This window comes from Myxococcus sp. CA005 (assembly GCF_006518205.1).
Classification (GTDB): Bacteria; Myxococcota; Myxococcia; order Myxococcales; family Myxococcaceae; genus Myxococcus; species Myxococcus xanthus.
Window position 1 is genome coordinate 56,169 of sequence record NZ_SRLV01000003.1, and the last position, 19,750, is coordinate 75,918.

The window sequence follows — 19,750 nt, forward strand, 5'->3', positions numbered from 1 at the left end:
GACATCATGCGCTGGACTCGAACCTGGATGGCCGCGGTGGCCGTGGCCGCCGCGGGAGCCGTGCTCGCCCAAAGTCCCGGCGGCGACACGGGCAGTGGCGGCACAGATGGTGGCGCCAGCAGCCTCGCGCTGTGCATCGACACCACGGACCAGGACAAGCAACCCGACTTCAGCAGGGACGCGGGCATCCCCAGCGCCATCATCGTCACAGATGACAACCCGCCCAAGCTGCGGCTCAACACCAACCTCAACGTCCTGGACCCGGAGAAAATCATCCTGCCCTTCGAGCAGGAGCTCACCGCGCTCATCGTCGATGACCGCGCGGGCAGCGGCGCCTCCAGCACGCTGGGCTGGTTCTATTACGACGAGCTCATCGACGCCGAATACATCGACGACAACGGCACGCGAGAGAACTCCGATGACGACCGCCTGCTGGACAAGAACAACAACGGCGTGCCCGACTTCCACGAGGACCTCTACAACATCAACCCCTCGCGCTACATCGGCGTGGCGCCCCGCTGTCCCAACCGGACGTTCACCCACCGGCGCTGGGGCGATGCGGGGACGGTAACGCTGCGCGAGCCCGACCTGCTGATGGGCCCGTGCAACTCCGGCAGCAACTACACCGCCAACACGGGGCCTCGCAGGTGGCAGGGGCGCGCTGACTACCCCACGCGGCCTTCGACGGGCGGCGTGGTGGGCCGCGCGGTGCGCGACTTCACCAGCGCCTTGTTCGCGTATGACCCCTACCACGGACGAGACAACCTGCAGCAGAGCGCGGTCACCTCCGGCATCATCGACACCTACTTCAGCGACCAGGGCCTGTTCCCGCACATCCCGAACCTGCTGGAGCCCCGGCATGCCCTCAATGGCAACAGGGGTATCGGCAACCTCGTCTTCCTTTCCACGGACGACGACGAGACGTCGTGCCACGAATCGGAATCGGCGGAGTGCTTCGCGCCACGTCAGGGCTGGACGCTCGACGGCAACGGCCAGTTCATGCGCACCGGCACGGCCTGGGACAAATCCGATGTGGCGGACGGCATCCCTGACTACAAGGCCAGCGCGTTCGACAGCGCGGGTCGCCTCATCACCGGCAAGAGCACGACCGCCGCCATCACCAAGGCCGAGGACCAGGTCGTCCCCATGGGACGCCTCGCGGGCCGGCGTGAAATCGTCTTCTTCCTCGTCACCTACGTGGAGCAGGTGTACGGCCCGGCCACGGATTCGTGCTTCATCACCCGTCCGACGACGGATGGGCGCGAGGTGCAGTGCGACCTTTGGATGCACGGCGACATCAACGTCTTCTTCACCAAGACGCCGCTCAACATGGACCTGCACCAGGGCAGCGACCCGCTCGTGGTGAGACAGAAGAACCTCCGCACCAACTGGCTGAATCCCGTGGTGTACCCCCGGCTGGAGAACGACCCGGCCTATGGCGGCGTCGTCTTCCCGTTCGACCAGACGCAGGATGTCCCCTCCGTGAACCGCCGCGCGGCGCACACGATTGTGGGCGCGCCGCGTGACAACCCCCTGGTCTGGATTCTGGGCTGGGAGGACCAGAACGCGGGCGGTGACCGCACGTACAGCGACATCGTCATCCTCATCAACAAGCAGAACAACGGCTCCTACCGCTCCGACGTGGTGTCGGACATCTCTCCGGACATCTCCCTGGACTTCACCATCACCGAGGTGACGTTCACCGTGGAGGACCAGCCCTACTACGCGGCGGATGGCGGCGGCGTCGCGCCCTGCTCGCTCTCCGTCAAGCTGCCGGACGGCGGCACGGGCCAGCGCAGGCCGGACATCCGCTATGAGGTGGCACTGGACTGCAAGGTCTGCCAGGAGCCCTGCAACACCTCCAATCCCACATACATCCTCAACGACAATCCGAACTGGCTCCGGGTTCCCATCCCGGACAGCGACGGCGGCGTGCGCAATGAGACGGCCGTCCTGCAGGACTTCCTGGAGCAGGGCCGCGTGGGAACACAGTTGTGCTGGCGCGCGGTGATGGAGAGCCCGGGTGAGTCCTGCCAGCCCACCATCCACAACATCAACGTCTCCTACAAAGCGCAGCGCAGCGGTGAATACGGCCGCGCGTCGCTCATCCCCATGGCCAACGCCGTCATCCACGGCGTCTATGAAACGCCCGGGCGCGCCTGGGTCGCCGACGGAGGCGTGGACCAGGTCTCCATCCGCACCTACGACAACCGCCCGGACACCATCGACCGGGGCCACATCTACCTGAAGAAGCTCTACGAGCCCGCAACGCTGGCGCCCTATGAGCCCACCCAGGAGGTCTGGGACTCCGGCAAGTGGATGCGCGACCTGATGCGCACGCTGGAGACCCGTCCCGGCGAGCCGCTCGACACGCGCAGGCTCGTCACGCTCAATCCGGCGAACCAGCAGGCCATCGACGTGAAGGACCTGATGGCGCGCGCCAACACCACCAGCCCCGTCTTCCCAGATACCTACTGCACCCGCCGCAACGGCAGCGTGTACCTGTATGACCTGGATGGCCGCAACGGCTGCACCGCGGATGACCGTGTGGCGCTGCGCGACTGGCTCTACGGCTGGGAGGACCGCCAGTCCTCCGTCATCCGCAACCGGATGCGAACCTGGCCGCTGGGCGGCGTCAACCTGTCCACGGCGGCCGTCATCGGGCCGCCCAACGTGCCCGCGTGGCTGCTCGAAGGCCGCACCCTGGACGCGGAGCGCCGGAAGTTCACGGAGAACTTCAGCGCGGCCAACACGGGACGCCCCACGGTGACGTACGTGGGCACCACGCAGGGGTACCTCCACGCGCTGGGCACGGGCTCCTTCCGCACGGGGGATGACCCCTGCACGCCAGGCCGCGTGGAGTACCAGGGCTACTTCGGCCGGGCCGGCAACTGCGCCAGTGGCCAGGACTACGGCGCGGGCAACGAGCTGTTCGCCTACCTGCCCTTCAAGATGCTGCCCTACTACGTGGAGAACTACCGCCGCGCCAATGACGCGTACTCCACCGAGCGCGCCACGATGGACGCCACGCCCTCCGTGGCGGACGTGGACCTGCGGAGCGATGACTACCGCCCGGACACCGGCCATGACCCTCGGGAGACCGACGAGGCCTGGCGTCCCCGCCCCCCCCGGAACGAAGGCGCGAAGACGGTGCTGGCCAGCGCCACAGGCCCCAAGCAGAGCATCTTCTTCGCGCTCGACGTCACCAACCCCACGGACTCGAGCTACCCCACGCCCTTGTGGGAGTTCGACATGAAGCGGGACCGCTTCACGTCAGCGGGCATTCCATGCACGAGCAGCGGCAACGGCTGCAACCCACTGCCGGCGCTCTTCACCGGCGCCACGCCCAAGCCCGACACACGCGGTTCGCGCCATGCCCCCTCACTGGTGCGCATGGACTTCGGCCAGGCGGGCGGCAAGAAGTGGGTGTCCATGTTCGGCACGGACTACTCGCCTGAGTCCGGCACGGTGGGCACCGTCTACCTGATGGACCTCAAGACGGGCCTGCCCGCGCAGGTGACGGGCAACAGCGCGAAGGCGCGGCTGGCGGGCGTCGTCACGCTGGGCACCACCGCGGACGCAAATGAAGGCATCGGCGGAGAGCCCATCCCGCTGGACGTGAATGGCGACGGCAACGTCGACGTCATCTACGTCCCGTCCACCTCGGGGAAGATCTACCGCATCAACCCCACCTACTCGAACACCGGGACGAACACACCGCTGGGCAAGGTGCTGGCCTCCTGTGTCGTCGCGGACGCGCAGGCCGTGCCCGGCATCCGCAACCCCACCAGCCAGCGCATCTACTCCACCATCTCCGCGTCGGTGGTGCCTGACAGCGGCTCCCGCCGGGTGCGGCTGTACTTCGGCACCGCCAACAACCCGGACATCGCCAACGAGCCGGACGACACCGCCAATCCGCGGCCCCGCTATCACCTGATGGCCTTCGAGGACCGCGACCCGGTGCCCGCCACGCGTCCAGGCGCCAACTGCCCCGCGCACCTCGAATGGACACGCGAGCTGGGCGAGGGCCAGGTCGTCTGGGGCGGCGTCTCCACCACCCAGGATGGCGTCTTCACCACCAGCGCCGTGGGCCGCGCCGCCAGCGCGTGCGACCTGGACAGCACCACCAGCGGCAGGGTCTACGCCTACAGCACCTCGGGTAATGCGCTCGCGGGCAACGACACCCCCATCGACGGACACGGCACGCACGCGCCCGTGCTCTATGACAATCACCTGCTCATCGTGAAGAACGGTCAGGTGCGCGCGCTGGGGAACGGGACGTACAACAACCCCACCGCGGAGTCGCCGCGAAGCAGCTCCCGGGTCCTCATCTGGGACGTGCAGTCCGGCTCACGCGTCCAGGAGGTGGTGCCATGAACCGGCGCAGGTTCCACACCCATCCGCGCGGCCTCAGCATCCTGGAGACCATCGCCACCGCCGCGGTGCTCATGCTCGGCATCCTGGGCATCATGCTCACGCTGGGCGCCGCGTCCCGTCACAACCGCCGCAACAACAACCTGAGCCAGGCGAGCCTCATCGCCGAACAGGAACTGGAGCGCGTGGTCAACCTCCGCTGCGTGGGCGAGCCGCTGAACGACCCCTGCGTCAACATCAAGCAGCTCGACAACACGAGGCGCGACGTGTGGTGGTCCGCCAATGGCCGCATGACGGAGACGCCGCCCCTTCCGGGCGCGACGCCGCAAATGGCCTACACGCTGACGCTGGACGTGGACCCACCCTTCGAGGGCGCCGAGACAGGCGAGCCCGCGCTGAACCGCGCCATCCCGCTTCCCCACGCCAGCAACCTGGCCCTGCACCAGGTCGTCAACGTCCGCGTCACCGTGAGCTGGATGGAAGAGCCCGGTGCGCCCCGCCGCGCGGTGGCCCTGCAGACCCGGATGGCGCCATGAAGCAACTTCGTTCGACGACGCCGCGCGGCTTCACGCTCATCGAGCTGATGGTGGCCGCATCGATGTCCATGGTGGTGCTCGCCACCGCCATTGGCGTGAGCGTCCATCTCCAGCGCCGGGGCCTGCTGGAAGAGCGCATCATGGAGACACAGAACAAGGGCCGGGCCGCGCGTGACTTGATGGCGTTCGGCGTGCAACGGGCGGGCGCGGGCATCGGCAGCGTCTCCCTCACCGGCGGCCGGACTCCCGCCGGCGAAGCAGACCTGTTCTACGCCGTGTGGGCCCGGCCCCAGGCCACCTTCCCGGATGACGCCACCTTCGTCCCACCCACCAACGCCGCGCTGCTGTCGGATGCCCTGGAGGTCTGGGAGACGGACCCGGCGCGCATGGTGCTGCTGGAGCAGTGTCCCTTGCCTGCGACCGCGTCCTGGTTCGAGGACACGCTGTGCGTCGGAGGCCTGCCGCCCGCCTTCCTGGACAACGCGGTCATCGCCGTCGTGTTCCCGGGCACGAAAGACGAGCGGGGCTGGGCCTGCGTGGGGCAGGTGACGAACCTCGTTGCGGAAGGCGTGGAGTGGACGCCCGCCATCCCAGGCCGGCCCGCGCCCGCCGACGGCAACTGTCATCCCGATGCCGTGACGCTTCCCGAGTCGCCCTGGCTTGGCACACGGGAACCGCGCGAAGGGGGCATGTACCTGCTCCCGCTCACCAGCCGCAGCTACCGGGTGAACTGGCCCGGCGGCACGCCCGTGCTGGAGATGGACGCGGATGGGCCCATGGGGCCCGCGGGCTACACCGCGGTGTCCCAGGACATCGAGCAGTTACAGGTCCGGCTGGGCGTGAATGCACCCAACGCGCTCCCCGGCGCCCCCGTACGCTTCTTCCCGGACGCGGAGACCGGGCGCCCCTCGCTGGCCACCTGCACCCAGGCCACCTGCGCCGCGCACATCTCCTGGGCCTGGGATGCGGGTGTGCCCGTTCCGCCGGACCGCGGCCCGGGCAGCGCGGGTGACGAGCTGATGCGGCACATGCGCGTGGTGGAGCTGTCCATCACCGCGCGCTCGCAGCGCGCCGAGCTGACGGGGAACGAAGCACCCGGAGCGCGAGACGACGAAGGCAACCTCCGGGATGGCTACAAGCGCCGGCACAGCGTCATCCGCCTGGCGCCTCGCAACTTCGCGTTCGTGGGAACGGGGGGCTGACATGCGGCCACGCAACCGAGGCATGACGCTGCTGGAGGTGATGGTCGTGGTGGCCCTGGTTGGCCTCTTCGCCACCCTCTCCGTGTCCAGCTTCCAGGGCATGACGGAGCGCCAGCGCCTCAGCGCCGCGCAGCGCGAGTTGGTGCTGATGATGCAGGAGGCCCGTCAGAAAGCACGCGCGACCCACCAGCCCGTGCGGCTGGGCACGCGCGTCATGGATGAGCAGGGCGTCCAGGTGACGCGCATGCGCTGGGAGGCACTGGCATGCAGTGATGCCTGGGGCACGGTGTGTCCCATGCCCGCGTGCCAGGAGAACGCCTGCGGCGTGGGCGGCTGCGAATGCGCGGAGCTGGGGCCGGAGCTGGTCATCCCGCCGAAGCTCGACGTGGAGCTGCTGGTGGGCCTGTGCTGGCTGGGCAACCCCAGCGCCGGCGCGCCCGTCGTGGCTCCGCCGGCGCCCGGCGGAAGGGTGTGCGAACAGAACGCCCCGCTGCCCCCGACGGAGCGGCTCATCCTCCTGCGCAACAGGGGGACGCTCGAAGCGCCGGACTGGAAACCGGAGCTGGTATTCCAGGCGGATGGCCTGACGGCGGCCATACGCCCCTTGGATTGTGACAAGCACGCCTCCACGCCAGGCTGCCAATAGGCGGCGTCCGCACCGCCGCCGTCGCGCGTGCGAACGGCTCCCTTCGGCGTATGCTCGGGGGCCCGGGCCCAGGGCCCGGCATGCCGTCCGCGAGGAGCCCCCGACGATGATGAAGCGGCTGGTCCTGAGCCTGGGTGGAGCCACCGGCGCCCACGCGGACGCCGTGGCCGACGTGTGGAAGGCGAAGTGCACCGTGTGTCACGGCGGTGACGGCAAGGCGCAGACGAAGATGGGCCAGAAGGAGTCCATCGGCGACATGAGCCGGCCCGCCTGGCAGCAGTCCCGGACGGACGCCGACATCCGCAAGGTGATTGCCGACGGCGATCCGCGGAACAGCAAGATGAAGCCCTTCAAGGACAAGCTTACCCCAGCGCAGATTGACGCACTGGTGGGATACATCCGCACCATGAAGGCGCCGACGGCCCCTTGAATTTCCGTTCGAGGCCGCGCGTCATCCCCCCGCAAGAGAAACGGAGCCCCCCATGAAGAACCTCACCGTTGCCGTTGTCTTCTGCCTCTCCATGGCCAGCCTGTTCACCTCCCTGCGCGCGGACGCGCTCTCGTCGGTGCACATCGAGAAGGGGCTGTCCCCGGCGCAGTCGCTGTCCCTCCGCCCGGATGACGGCAAGGGCGGCGGTGACGACAAGGGCGACAAGGGCGGCGGTGAGGAGGACGAGGAGGAGTACCGCAAGCGCCGCTACGCCGGCCTGTCCCAGAAGGCGGCGATGGAGCTGGTGGACCCGGGCGCGCTGACGGACGTCATCCGCCTGCAGGCCGCCGTGAAGTTCGGCCAGCGCTAGCAGCAGGCCACCGGCCGGGCCTCAGGCAGTCTTGCCTGGCGGCCCACCCAACGGCCGGGTGACGCGAGGCAGCGTCACCGAGAAGCACGTCCCCGTGTCCGCCGACGACGCCACGTCCAGCCAGCCTCCGTGCGCCGTGACGATTTGCGACACGATGTAGAGCCCCAACCCCAGGCCCTGGTGCTTCGGCTTCGGCTGACCCGGCTCGGGGGGCACCCCGTGGAACGGTGAGAAGAGCCGCGGGCGCAACGACTCGGGGATGGGCGGCCCACCGTTGTGGACCTCCACGCGCTGGAAGAGCGAGTCCTTCGCCGCCAGCCGCACCCGCACCGAGCTCCCCTCCGGACTGTGTTGAAGCGCGTTGCCCAGCAGGTTCGACAGCACCTGTCCCAGGCGCTCCTCGTCCCAGATGCCGCGTGACTCGCCGTCCACCTCCAGCCGGACGCAGCACTCCGGATGCGCGGGCTCCAACTCGGAGATGATGCGCCGGCACACGTCCTCCATGCACACCTCATGGGGACGCAGCGGGATGCCACCCGCCATGCGTGCGCGCGTGAAGTCGAGCAACTGTTTCACCAGCCGCGCCATCCGCTCGGCGCTCCCGTCGATGCGAGCCACCACGCGCCGGACCTCCGGGGGCAGCGTGTCCCGGGCCAGGAGGGCCGCGGAGGACAGCCGCACCGCGGCCAATGGATTGCCCAGGTCGTGGCCCAGCACGCCGATGAAGCGCTCCTGGAAGCGCGCCTCCTCCTCGCGCTCCAGTTCCTGGCGCCGCCGCGCGGTGACGTCCCGGCAGATGGCGAACAGGCCGTACACGGTGCCGTCTCCGCGGCGAAGCACGCCCTTCGTGGTGTGCCAGATGCGGTCCGTCCCCGGGCCGCCTTCCGCCCCTTCGTACGTGGCCGTGTGCCCGGAGCTCATCACCTCGCGGTCGTGCGCCAGCGTCGGCGCGGCCCGGTCGGCGCCCAGCAGCTCCGCGTCCGTGCGGCCCAGGATTTCGCGCGGGGCCCGGTGGAAGGCGCTCGCGGTGGCGGGATTGATGAGGATGTACCGGCCCGACACGTCCTTCACGTAGATGGCGTCGGTGGCGCTCTCGATGACGGCGTGCAGCAGGTCATGGTCGCGCCGCAGGGCTTCTTCCGCGGCCATGCGCTCGGTGAGGTCCTCCAGGAAGAGCACCACGCCATCGTCACACGGGGATACGCGCGCCAGGAGCCACACGGTGCCCATGGGCGACTGCCGAGACACCCGCGCGATTTCTGGCGCGCGGCGTGTCACCACGCGGACACACGCACTGAAGAGGCCGCCGTCCCACGCCCACGGCGCTTCCTCCAGCAGCCGGTTGTGCACCAGGCTGCCCTCTTCTCCGCCGAGCCAGCGCTCCGCCTGCACGTTGGCGGAGACACACTCGAAGTCGACGATGCCGCCGACCGCGGAGCGCACGCTCCGCAAGACGACCACCGCCTCGGAAAGAGGTTCGTCCCCTTCGGTGCCCTGGCACCTGTTGATTCCACGGCCAGATGACATGTCGGCGTGGCCCCCGATGCTGCCGTTGTGAGCCACCCTAACCCCGCAGCAGGGGGTGGGGCCAACCGGTCCCCGGGGTGGCTTAACAGTGCCCGAGCTAACCAGAGCTTCCGATTTCTCCTGTTTCGCTCGACAGCCGAAGTGCTCCGTCGTTGACCTGACAGGGTGAGACTTCTAATTACCCTGGGGCCCTCAGGGTCCACTCATGGACACTCCCTTCATACAGACGCAGGACGGCGGCGCGGCGGGCGACCCCTTCGCCCAGGTGGTTGACGAACTTCGGGCGGGGCAGCGCGTCCGGACGCAAGGGCTCAAGGGGGCGGCGCGCGGACATGTGCTCGCCCGCCTGCATGGCGCGCTGAGAGCGCCGCTGGTCTGCGTGGCGGTGGACGAGGAGGCCGCCGACGCGCTCGCCGCCGACCTGTCCTTCTTCCTGGGCGGCCAGGGCAGCCTGCTGGCGCCGCGCGTGCTGCGGCTGCCCGCGGACGAGGTGCTGCCCTACGACGAGGTGTCTCCCGACGCGGCGGCCGTCACGGAGCGGCTGGGCGCCCTCTTCCATCTGGGGCAGGGCACGCGCTTCCCCGCGCTGGTGCTGTCGGTGCGCGCGCTGCACCGCAAGGTGCTGCCGCTGGCGGTGATGCGCGCGCTGGCCGCGCGGGTGGCCGTGGGGCAGGACTTCGACCGGGACTCGCTGGCGCGCCGGCTGGTGCGCATGGGCTACCAGAACAGCCCCTTGGTGGAGGACGTGGGCACGTTCAGCGTGCGCGGTGACCTGCTGGACGTCTTCAGCCCCCTCTACGACAAGCCCGTCCGCCTGGAGTTCTTCGGCGACACCATCGAGTCCATCCGCGCCTTCGACCCGCAGTCCCAGCGCACGGTGGACGCGCTGAAGGAAGTGGACCTGGTCCCCGCGCGCGAGGTGCTGCTCACCGACGAGACGCGCCCGCGCGCCGAGTCCGCCGCCCGCGCGGTGGCCGACCGCATCAACCTGCCCACCATCAAGCTGCGCGAGCAGTTGGACGCCCTGCGCGAAGGCCTGCCCGGCTTCGGGATGGAGGGCCTGCTGCCCGGCTTCTTCGAGGACGGGCTGTCCACGGTGTTCGACTTCCTGCGCGACTGGAGCCCCGAGGCGCCCGTCATCTACCTGGACGACCCGCTGGGCCAGGACCGCGCGGCGGACACGCTGTGGGAGGAGTTGGAGCGCTCACACGGCGCGGCCGAGGCCCGGCAGGAGCTCATCTGTCCGCCGCTGGAGCACTTCCTCTCCCGTGAGGACGTGAACCAGCGGATGCAGTCCTTCCGCGTGCTGGAGGGCGGTGGTCTGTCGCTGGCGCAGACGGAGCGCCCGCCGGTGCACTTCAGCTTCGGCGGCACCCAGGACCTGCGCGAGGCCATCCTGGCGCACCACGGTGAAGAAGGCGCGCTGTCCCCGTTGGTGGAGCGGCTGGAGCGCTGGCGCGAGCTGCGCGTGGCCTGCGTGGTGGCGTGCGGCACGCTGAGCCAGGCGGACCGGCTGAAGCGGCTGCTAATGGACCGCAACGTGATGGTGAAGGTCCACACGGAGCCGCTGGAAGACGCTGTGGCGCTGTACGAGCCGTCCATCCGCGCGCACCTCTTCACGGGCGAGGTGAGCCACGGCTTCGTGGATGGTCCTGGCGGGCTCGCGGTCCTGGCGGACGAGGAGATTTTCGGCGCGCGCGCGCGCCGGCGTCCCAAGCGCAGCAAGAAGCTGGACGCGTTCGGCTCCGGCTTCGGGGACCTGAAGGAAGGCGACCTCATCGTCCATACCGACTTCGGTATCGGCCGTTATGCGGGCCTGACGAAGATGGAGGTCAACGGCGTGCCCGGGGACTTCCTCGTCCTGGAGTACGCGGGCCGGGACAAAATCTACCTGCCGGTGGGCCGCATGCGGCTCATCCAGAAGTTCTCCGGCGGCGACCCCACGCAGGTGCAGCTGGACAAGCTGGGCACCACGAGCTGGGAGAAGACGAAGAAGCGCGTCAAGGAGCAGCTGCTCAAGATGGCGGCGGAGCTCCTCCAGATTGCCGCCGCGCGCAAGGCGCACCCCGGCCATGCCTTCAGCGCGCCGGACCGGTACTTCGCCCAGTTCGAAGCGGACTTCGAGTTCGAGGAGACTCCGGACCAGGCCAAGGCGATTGAAGACGTGCTGGCGGACATGCAGAAGCCAGAGCCCATGGACCGGCTCGTCTGCGGCGACGTCGGCTACGGCAAGACGGAGGTGGCCATGCGGGCCGCCTTCAAGGCCGCGCTGGACCGCAAGCAGGTGGCGGTGCTGGTGCCCACCACGGTGCTGGCGCAGCAGCACTTCCTTTCCTTCAAGAAGCGCTTCGCGGACTACCCCGTCACGGTGGAGGTCATCTCCGGGCTGAAGAAGGCGCCGGAGGTGCGGGAAATCCTCAAGCGCGCCAAGGAGGGCAAGGTCGACATCCTCATCGGCACGCACAAGCTGCTGGGCGGCGAGGTGGCCTTCAAGGAACTGGGCCTGATGATTGTCGACGAGGAGCAGCGCTTCGGCGTGAAGCAGAAGGAGTCGCTGAAGAAGTGGCGCTCCCAGATTGACGTGCTCACGCTGACGGCCACGCCCATTCCCCGCACGCTGCACATGAGCATGTCGGGCGTGCGCGACATGAGCATCATCGCCACGCCGCCGCAGGACCGCCGGGCCATCCGCACCTTCGTGATGAAGTACGAGGACACGGTGGTGAAGGAGGCGATTGAGCGCGAGGTGGCGCGCGGCGGACAGGTGTTCTTCGTCCACAACCGCGTGGAGTCGCTGCCCTCCATCGAGACGCAGCTGCGCGCGCTGGTTCCCCAGGTCAGCATCGGCGTGGCGCACGGGCAGATGGGCGAAGGGCAGCTGGAGAAGGTGATGCTCGCCTTCACGGAGAAGAAGTACCAGGTGCTGCTGTGCACCAGCATCATCGAGAGCGGCATCGACATCTCCAGCGCCAACACGATGATTGTGAACCGGGCGGACCAGTTCGGCCTGGCGCAGCTCTACCAGCTCCGTGGCCGAGTGGGCCGGTCCAAGGAGCGCGCGTATGCGTACCTGCTGGTGCCGTCACGGCGCGCGGTAACGAAGGACGCGCAGCGGCGCCTGGAGGTGCTCCAGAACTTCACCGAGCTGGGCGCGGGCTTCTCCATCGCCAGCCATGACCTGGAGATTCGCGGCGCGGGCAACCTGCTGGGCGACAAGCAGTCGGGCGCCATCGCAGAGATTGGCTTCGACATGTACGCGCAGCTCCTGGAGGAAGCCGTCGCGGAGATGCAGGGCCAGCCGCCCAAGGTGCAAATCGAACCCGACGTCACGCTGCCCATGCCGGCGCTCATCCCGGACGACTACGTCAGCGACGTCCACCAGCGGCTCGTCTTCTACAAGCGCTTCAGCCAGGCCAGCCACCCGGACGAAGTCACGGACCTGCGCGCCGAGCTGGTGGACCGGTACGGCGAAGCCCCGGACGAGGTGGACCACCTGTCCGAGCTGACGCTGCTGAAAATCGACATGCGCGACCTGCGCCTACGCGGGCTGGAGGTGGGCACCACCCGGCTGGTGGTCACGCTGGGCGCGGACGCGCTGCTGGATGGCCCCAAGGTGGCGGGGCTGGTGCAGCGCTCCAAGGGCGTCTACCGCCTCACCCCGGACATGAAGCTCATCGCCCGCGCGCCACAGGGCGCCAGTGGCCAGGACCTCATCTCCGAGGCCAAGAAGGTGCTGAGGGATTTGAGCCACTGCGCACTGCCGCAGGCGTAGACGCGGACCTCGGCGGCCGTTCCGCCGCCGAGGCCGTGCGCTTCCGCCCAAGCGCAGTCACTCAGGCTCAGCGCCCGCCGCAGAAGTGGGCCACGGCGCGAGCCAGGACGGCCTCGCAGCGCACCAGGTCTTCCACGGGCACGTATTCGCCCGTCTGGTGCGCCACGCGGATGTCGCCGGGGCCGAACACCACCGCCTCCGCGCCCAGCTCCGTCATCTGCGGCGCCTCCGTCCCGAAGGACACCGTCTCCGGCGCGTTGCCACTGGCCTCCGCAAGGAAGCGCACCACCTCCGCGTCCGCCCGGGTATTCACACCCCGGTCCGTGCGCACCACGCGAATCTGCGCCTCGAAGGCGGGCTCGTCACGCACCAGCTCCTGGCGGATGGTCTCCAGCAACTGAGACACGCGCTCCGGCGGCTGCCCGGGAATGGGCCGCCACTCCACGACGAAGCGGCAGGCGCCGGGGATGACGTTCTTCGCCTTGCCGCCCTGGATGACGCCCACGTTCACGGTGGTGAAGGGCGGCTGGAAGCCCTCGTCGAGGTCCTCGCGCAGCACCGTCAGCGCCAGGTGCTCCAGGCGCTGGAGGAAGCGGCCCGCGCGGAAGATGGCCGACGCGCCCGAGTCCGGGTACGCGCTGTGCCCTTCCTTCCCCCGCACCTCCACCTCCGCCAGGCAGTAGCCCTTGTTGGCGCGCACCGGAATGAGGCGCGTGGGCTCGCCGACAATCGCGTGCCGCGCGCGGCCCAGTCCCGCCTCCACCAGCTTCTTCGCGCCCGTCAGGCCGACTTCCTCGTCCGCGGTGAGGACCACCATCAGCGGGGCCTTCAACTGCTCGGCGTTCAACGCCGCGTGCAGCGCGCAGGCGATGAAGCCCTTCGTGTCACACGCGCCGCGCGCGTAGAGCCGCCCGTCCTTCTCCGTCAGCCGCAGCGCGTCCGTCCAGGCCGCGTCGTACGGCACGCAGTCGGAGTGCCCCACCAGGGCCAGCGCGGCGCGGCCGGAGCCGGAACCGCCCTTCACCGCGACGAGGTTCACCTTCTCCACGCCCGCGTCGTCCAGGAACTTCTGGCGCTCCGCGCTGAAGCCCGCGGCCTCCAGGCGCGCCTGCGCGTAGTCGATGAGCGGAACGTTGGGGCGGAAGGACGTGGTGTCCATCGCCACCAACTCCGTCAGGGTGGCCCGCAGCGCGGGCAGCGTGTCACTCATGGGTAAGACCTCCAGGGACGGGTCATGCCACGGCACGCCAGCCCCCGGAAGGCCCTTCCCTCCCCCATGTCTACTCAGCGAACGGACGCCACCTGGGGCGCGGCCTCCTCCAACGGAGACAGCGAGTTATCCCCCGCCCCAGGCCGTCCCAGGCCCTTGTGCACCGCGGGCGCCGCCGCGTTCACCGCCCCCACGTAGAAGACACCGTGGTAGCCGTCATCGTTCGTTCCGCCCCACGTGTGCACGAAGAAGCGGTCGCCGTTGTCCCGCCCCTTCGCGTCACGCACGCCGCAATCCAGCCGGTCCTTCACGCCGTTGCGGTCCACCGCGCAAATCCACGCCGACCCGCTGTTGTACGCCATGTCCAGCGCCACCACGCTGTCGAGCTCGTCCTTCAGCACCAGCCCCATCGGCCGGAAGGACTTGTCCCACGGCAGGCCCTTCTTCGTGCGCGAGTGGATGTTGCCCGACAGGACGATGTGGAAGCGCCCCGGGCCCGACTCCACATGGTGCCGAACCGTCGCCGCCATCGCAGTCTCCCTCGCCTGCCCCTGCATCGTCGGGTGGTCGAAGACGAACACATCCACGTCCAGCCCGCGCGAGCGCAGCTGGCGCAACTGCTCCAGCATGTTTGCCACCGCCTCGCTGCTGCGGCCGTCCGGGTACGGGCTGCGCCAGAACGGCGCCTCCATCAACTTCAGCCAGTCATCCTCCGCCCCCGCGCTCTCCAGGAACGCCCCCACGCGCGTCTGGCTCTCCAGCGGCAGCTCCAGCCCCACCGTCACCGGCATGCCGGCCACCGCCACCTGGCACGACGCCTGCGCCACGAAACGCGGCACTTCCTGCGTGCCGTGCATCTCCCCCAGCAGCAACGTGCCACCTGGCTTCACCTGCTTGCCCAGCCCCAGGATGGGCAGGCCACATTCAAAGGCCATGGCCTCCGCGCCCGCGTTCGCACTGGGCGTCGTCGCCACCTGCACCGGCTTGGGCGCGTTCTCTTCCTTCATCAGCTTGGGCGCGATGGAGCGGAACACCCGCCACTCCATGACCAGGTCCCGCGAGCCCTGACCCGAACCCGCGTAGAAGGAGTTCTCTCCCCGCGGCGCGGCGATGCGGGCCTCCCAGTCCTCCGCGCTGAGGATGGGGTCGGAAGAGACAGCACCCGAGCCCGCGTTGACGTCTTTAACGCGGTCCCCGTGGCCCAGCCGTCCTCCCACGACACGGCTGGATCCCCAATCAATCTCACGGCCCGGAGGACTCAGCGCGGTACTGGCGCTCTTGGTGATGCGGATGATCCACAGCTTGCTCTTCGTCGGCGTCTCGCGCTTTCCCAGCACCATGTACCGGTGCCAGAAGCTCGAAATCTTCGAACCGCCGAACTCCTGGCGCCAGTCCGTCTCCAGCACCAGGCTCCCCTTGTCCTCCTTGAAGGGCAGCTTGTTCTCCGTGAAGAACTGCCGCACCTCGGGCCAGACTTCTTCCAGGGGCCGCTCGTAGATGGCCTCGCCATCCGGGATGAACAAGTCACTGAAGGTGCTTCCCTGCCGGGCCGCGCAGCCCACCTGGAAGCACATCAACGTCACCACCGCGAACCACTTCGCGCGCATCGGCCCCTCCGGGAATGAACTCCCGGGGGTGAACGCGCCGCGCCCCAATGCCATATCGGAGGAGAACTGCCGCTCAGGCGTACAGCGCGCGAGACAACACCTGGAACGCGCGGCCACTCTCCTCCGCGAGCGCATGCCTGCCCTCACGGACGACCTCGCGTCCGCCCACCACCACATCGCGCACCGCCGCCTTCTCCGCGCCCAGCACGATGGCGGGCAGCAGCGATGCCGGCAAAGCGCCCACGAGCGACGGATGGTGCAGGTCCACCGTGAAGAAGTCCGCGGGCGCGCCCGCCTCCAGGGCGCCAGTGGCGAGCCCCAGACTCCGCGCGCCGTCCACGGTGGCCATGTCCAGCAGCCGCGCCGCCAGCCCATCCATGGCGCCCCCGCCCGGGTCCAGCACGGCGCGCCGCAGCCGAGACAGCCGCAGGTGCCCTTCCAGCTGTCGCGCCTCATCCAGCAGGTCCACCGTGGCCTGGCTGTCCGAGCCCAGGCTGATGCGCGCGCCCGCCGTCACCAGCGCATCCGCGGGGACGATGCCGTCGCCCAGGTTCCGCTCCGTGGAAGGACACGCGCACACCGTGGCCTCGGCCCGGCCCAACAGCGACACCTCCTCGTCCGTCAGGTGCACCCCGTGGACCGCCGTGAAGCCGGGCCCCAGCAGGCCCAGGTCCGCCAGCAACTCCACCGGCCTGCGGCCATGCTCCGCCAGACAGGCTTCGATTTCCTTCGGCTGCTCCGCCACGTGCATGTGGACGGGCAGGCTCCGCACGGACGCACTCGCGAGCGCCGCCAGCCACTCCCGAGGCACCGCGCGCACGCTGTGCGGCGCGAGCCCCACGCTGACCGCCGCGTCGGCGCGCACCTCGCGGGCCAGCGCCTCAACCGAACCCAGGAACGTCTCCACGTCCGGGTCGATGAAGCGGCGCTGCCGCGGATTCGCCGCCACGCCGAAGCCCGCACGGGCGTACCCCACGCGCAGCAGGCAGATGCGCAACCCCACATCCCGCGCGGCGCGAATCACCGCGTGCGCCAACGTGTTGCGGTCCGCGTACGGCGTGCCGTCGGACTGGTGGTGGACGTAGTGGAACTCCCCCACGGTGGTGATGCCCGCGAGCGCCATCTCCACGAAGGCCTGCCGCGAGGCGACGTAGAGGTCCTCCGGGCTCAGCGACTCGGCAGCGCGGTACATCGCCTCGCGCCAACTCCAGAAGTCGTCCGCCTCCCGGCCCGATGCCACGTACTCCGTACGCCCGCGGATGAGCCGCTGGAACGCGTGGGAGTGTCCGTTGACGAGCCCCGGCAGCAAGGCCCTTCCCGGCAGCGCGACGGTGCGCGCGCCCGCGGGGACGCATTCCGGGGCCAGGATGCGGCCGTCGGCGCTCACCGCGAGCCCGCGCCCTTCGTGGAACCGGCCGCCCGTGTACAGGAGCTCCGGCTGATAGACAGTGATGTCGCTCACGCCAGCAACTTACGCCAGCGCCACGGGGCGCGCAGCAGCCGCGGCGCGCCCCGTGAAATGCCAGACGTCAGTGGAGCGCGAGCGTCGGAGTCCGGTCTTCCGTCGGAACACCCGAGTTGTCTCCCCCACCCGGACGTCCCAGCCCCTTGTGCACCGCCGGCGCCGACGCGTTCACCGCCCCCACGTAGAAGACACCGTGGTAGCCGTCACCATTGGTGCCCCCCCACGTGTGCAGGAAGAAGCGGTCGCCGTTGTCCCGGCCCTTCGCCTCGCGGATGCCACAGGCCAACTGGTCCTTCACGCCCTTACTGTCCACCGCGCAAATCCACGCCGACCCGCTGTTGTACGCCATGTCCAGCGCCACCACGCTGTCGAGTTCGTCCTTCAGCACCAACCCCATGGGCTTGAACGACTTGTCCCAGGGCAGGCCCTTCTTCGTGCGCGAGTGGATGTTGCCCGACAGGATGACGTGGAAGCGCCCCGGGCCCGACTCCACCTGGTGCCGGACCGTCGCCGCCATCGCGTCCTCGCGCGCCTGCCCCTGGGCCTTCGGGTGGTCGAAGACGAACACATCCACGTCCATCCCGCGAGAGCGCAACTGACGCAGTTGCTCCAGCATGTTCGCCACCGCCTCGCTGCTGCGGCCATCCGGATACGGGCTGCGCCAGAAGGGCGCCTCCATCAGCTTCAGCCAGTCATCCTCCGTCCCCGCGCTGTCCAGGAAGGTGTCCACCCGCGTCTGGCTCTCCAGCGGCAGCTCCAGCCCCACCGTCACCGGCGTGCCGGCCACCGCCGTCTGGCAGGACGCCTGCGCGATGAAACGCGGCACTTCCTGCGTGCCGTGCATCTCCCCCAGCAGCAGCACCCCACCCGGCTTCACCTGCTTGCCCAGGCCCAGAATCGGCAGGCCGCATTCGAAGTCCATGGCCGCCGCGCTTCCCTCCGCGTCAGGCGCCATCGCCACCTTCACCGGCTTGGGCGCGTTCTCCTCCTTCATCAGCTTGGGAGAGATGGTGCGGAACACCCGCCACTCCATGACCAGGTCCCGCGACCCCTGCCCGGACTCCGCGAAGAAGGAGTTCTCCCCCACCGGCGCATCCAGCCGATCCTCCCAATCCTCCACGGAGAGGCCCGGGGCCGCGGAGCCACCTCCCCCCTGGTCACCGATGACGCGCGCCACTCCCCAGTCCAGCTCACGGCCCGCCGGGGCCAGCGCCTTGTTGCGGCTCTTGGTGATGCGGATGATCCACAGCTTGCTCTGGGTGGGGGATTCGCGCTTGCCCATCACCATGTAGCGGTGGAAGAAGCCGGACACCTTCGAGCCACCGAACTCCTGGCGCCACTCCGTCTCCAGCACCATGCTGCCCCGGTCTTCGCGGAAGGGCAGGTTGGCCTCCGTGAAGTACTGGCGCACCTCCGGCCACATCTCCTCCACCGGCCGCTCGTAGATGGCCTCCCCATCCGGGATGAAGAGGTCGCTATAGGTGCCAGCCTGATGGGCACAGCCCGTCATCAGGCCCGCCAACACAACCGCCGCGTAGACCACCGAGCGCATTCGTCCCGTCTCCTCGTAGAGCCCCAGCGGAGCGTAAACGAGGACCAGGCCCCGGCATATCGACCCGGCAGGGCGGCTCAGGCGGGGGCTTCGGAGCCTTCCTCGGCGATGGCGCGTGCCCGCTCCCAGGGGCGTGTCCGGACGGCGTCGCGAATCCACATCACGTGGCGCCGCTCGTCCTCCCGGTGCTTTTCGATCAGCTCACGGACCTCGGGGCGCCAGTCGAAGCGCAGGGCGACGTCGTAGGCGCGGTTGGAGAACTCCTCGTTGCCAAGCATGGCCACCAGCGCGGCCTCGGTGCCCATCATGCTGGACATCGCCGTCAGGCCCACCATCGCCGTTCCCTTGAGGTCCAGGCGCAACTCCAGCGGCGTCCCGCCCGCCTCGTGGATGAGGGCGTTCAGGTCCTGTACGTGCCGGACGTGGTCGATTCGGAATCCGTTGAGCCGCTCGCGGACCAACTGTTCCGGAATCCGGGCCAGGGCCGCGTCGTAGGCACCCACGGCATCCGCGTCGAGCTGGGCCAGGCTGCGCAGCCGGGCCACTTCCGATTTGTCGGCCATGTCGAACTCCTGCGCTGAAGGGGCTCGGGCAATGTGAGAAGGCTGTTCCCGCAAACCAACCCACCTCCTGGACGCGCTGACTGCCCGCCCCTGGGGCAGGCGGACAGCCAGGGCCCAGGTCCTCAGGCGTGCACGGCGTCAGAGGGCGCGCGCGGCTGGGTGGCGTGCTTCCTCCGCGCGACCCGGCGGTGCTTGAGGACAATCACGGCCCCCAGCACCGCGCTCAACAGCATCAGCGCGTTCGTCACCACGAAGACCCAGTTGCCGACCTTCCAACTGTAGAGCGTGAACCCCACGGAGGCCGTCATCTGCCCCACGAAGAGCCACTTGGACACACCCTCGCTCGAGCCTGACTTCCACTGCTTGTGGACCTGGACAGCGATGGTCAACAGCAGGACGAATGAACTGAACCACCCCAGGGCTTCGGCCCCCATGCACCCTCCTGGCCACAGACGATGTGCATGCGCCCTGCCGTGTGCAGCACGCCCGTCACCCC

Annotated in this window: 14 protein-coding genes; 7 read left to right on the forward strand and 7 right to left on the reverse strand. The window is 69.2% G+C overall.

What is annotated here, in order from left to right; genetic code table 11:
- The first annotated feature begins 6 nt into the window (after positions 1-6).
- The 6 genes from FMQ63_RS02160 (at position 7) to FMQ63_RS02185 (ending at position 7,558) form a co-directional block, all read left to right on the forward strand.
- The gene (locus tag FMQ63_RS02160; RefSeq protein WP_011551141.1) at positions 7-4,377 is read left to right on the forward strand and encodes a hypothetical protein; all 4,371 of its coding nucleotides are present in this window, start codon (positions 7-9) and stop codon (positions 4,375-4,377) included.
- Positions 4,374-4,910 carry a hypothetical protein gene (locus tag FMQ63_RS02165; RefSeq protein ID WP_011551140.1) on the forward strand — a complete coding sequence of 179 codons (537 nt, stop codon included), beginning with the start codon at positions 4,374-4,376 and terminating at the stop codon, positions 4,908-4,910. Before FMQ63_RS02160 ends, FMQ63_RS02165 begins: the two co-directional genes overlap by 4 nt.
- A complete protein-coding gene (locus tag FMQ63_RS02170; RefSeq protein ID WP_011551139.1) occupies positions 4,907-6,112 on the forward strand; it encodes a PilW family protein in 1,206 nt (401 codons plus the stop codon). The genes FMQ63_RS02165 and FMQ63_RS02170 overlap by 4 nt, the downstream gene beginning before the upstream one ends.
- 1 nt (position 6,113) lies before the next feature.
- Positions 6,114-6,758 (forward strand): Tfp pilus assembly protein FimT/FimU, encoded by a 645-nt coding sequence (locus FMQ63_RS02175; RefSeq protein WP_011551138.1) that lies wholly within the window; start codon positions 6,114-6,116, stop codon positions 6,756-6,758.
- A 106-nt stretch (positions 6,759-6,864) separates the two neighbouring features.
- Positions 6,865-7,188, forward strand: coding sequence for a cytochrome c (locus tag FMQ63_RS02180; protein WP_011551137.1), 324 nt, complete (start codon positions 6,865-6,867; stop codon positions 7,186-7,188).
- A gap of 52 nt (positions 7,189-7,240) precedes the next feature.
- Positions 7,241-7,558, forward strand: coding sequence for a hypothetical protein (locus FMQ63_RS02185; RefSeq protein WP_011551136.1), 318 nt, complete (start codon positions 7,241-7,243; stop codon positions 7,556-7,558).
- A gap of 21 nt (positions 7,559-7,579) precedes the next feature.
- Here the strand turns inward: FMQ63_RS02185 and FMQ63_RS02190 are convergent, their stop codons facing one another.
- Positions 7,580-9,001, reverse strand: coding sequence for a PAS domain-containing sensor histidine kinase (locus FMQ63_RS02190; protein ID WP_225888547.1), 1,422 nt, complete (start codon positions 8,999-9,001; stop codon positions 7,580-7,582).
- A gap of 289 nt (positions 9,002-9,290) precedes the next feature.
- On the opposite strand from FMQ63_RS02190, the gene mfd reads away from it, so the two are divergent.
- A complete protein-coding gene (mfd, locus tag FMQ63_RS02195; RefSeq protein ID WP_011551134.1) occupies positions 9,291-12,857 on the forward strand; it encodes a transcription-repair coupling factor in 3,567 nt (1,188 codons plus the stop codon).
- 67 nt (positions 12,858-12,924) lie between these two features.
- Here the strand turns inward: mfd and argE are convergent, their stop codons facing one another.
- The 6 genes from argE to FMQ63_RS02225 form a co-directional block, all read right to left on the reverse strand.
- Positions 12,925-14,067 (reverse strand): acetylornithine deacetylase, encoded by a 1,143-nt coding sequence (gene argE, locus FMQ63_RS02200; protein WP_011551133.1) that lies wholly within the window; start codon positions 14,065-14,067, stop codon positions 12,925-12,927.
- 74 nt (positions 14,068-14,141) lie between these two features.
- The gene (locus FMQ63_RS02205; protein WP_225909959.1) at positions 14,142-15,641 is read right to left on the reverse strand and encodes a hypothetical protein; all 1,500 of its coding nucleotides are present in this window, start codon (positions 15,639-15,641) and stop codon (positions 14,142-14,144) included.
- A gap of 106 nt (positions 15,642-15,747) precedes the next feature.
- Positions 15,748-17,136 (reverse strand): formimidoylglutamate deiminase, encoded by a 1,389-nt coding sequence (hutF, locus tag FMQ63_RS02210; protein ID WP_011551131.1) that lies wholly within the window; start codon positions 17,134-17,136, stop codon positions 15,748-15,750.
- Between the two features lie 67 nt (positions 17,137-17,203).
- Entirely contained in the window at positions 17,204-18,691 is a 1,488-nt protein-coding gene (locus tag FMQ63_RS02215) for a hypothetical protein (protein WP_011551130.1), read from the reverse strand.
- Positions 18,692-18,768: 77 nt separating this feature from the next.
- Complete coding sequence (locus FMQ63_RS02220; RefSeq protein ID WP_026113880.1) at positions 18,769-19,254, reverse strand: ferritin-like domain-containing protein; 486 nt, start codon at positions 19,252-19,254, stop codon at positions 18,769-18,771.
- Between the two features lie 122 nt (positions 19,255-19,376).
- Entirely contained in the window at positions 19,377-19,688 is a 312-nt protein-coding gene (locus tag FMQ63_RS02225; protein WP_011551128.1) for a membrane protein, read from the reverse strand.
- Positions 19,689-19,750: the final 62 nt, after the last annotated feature.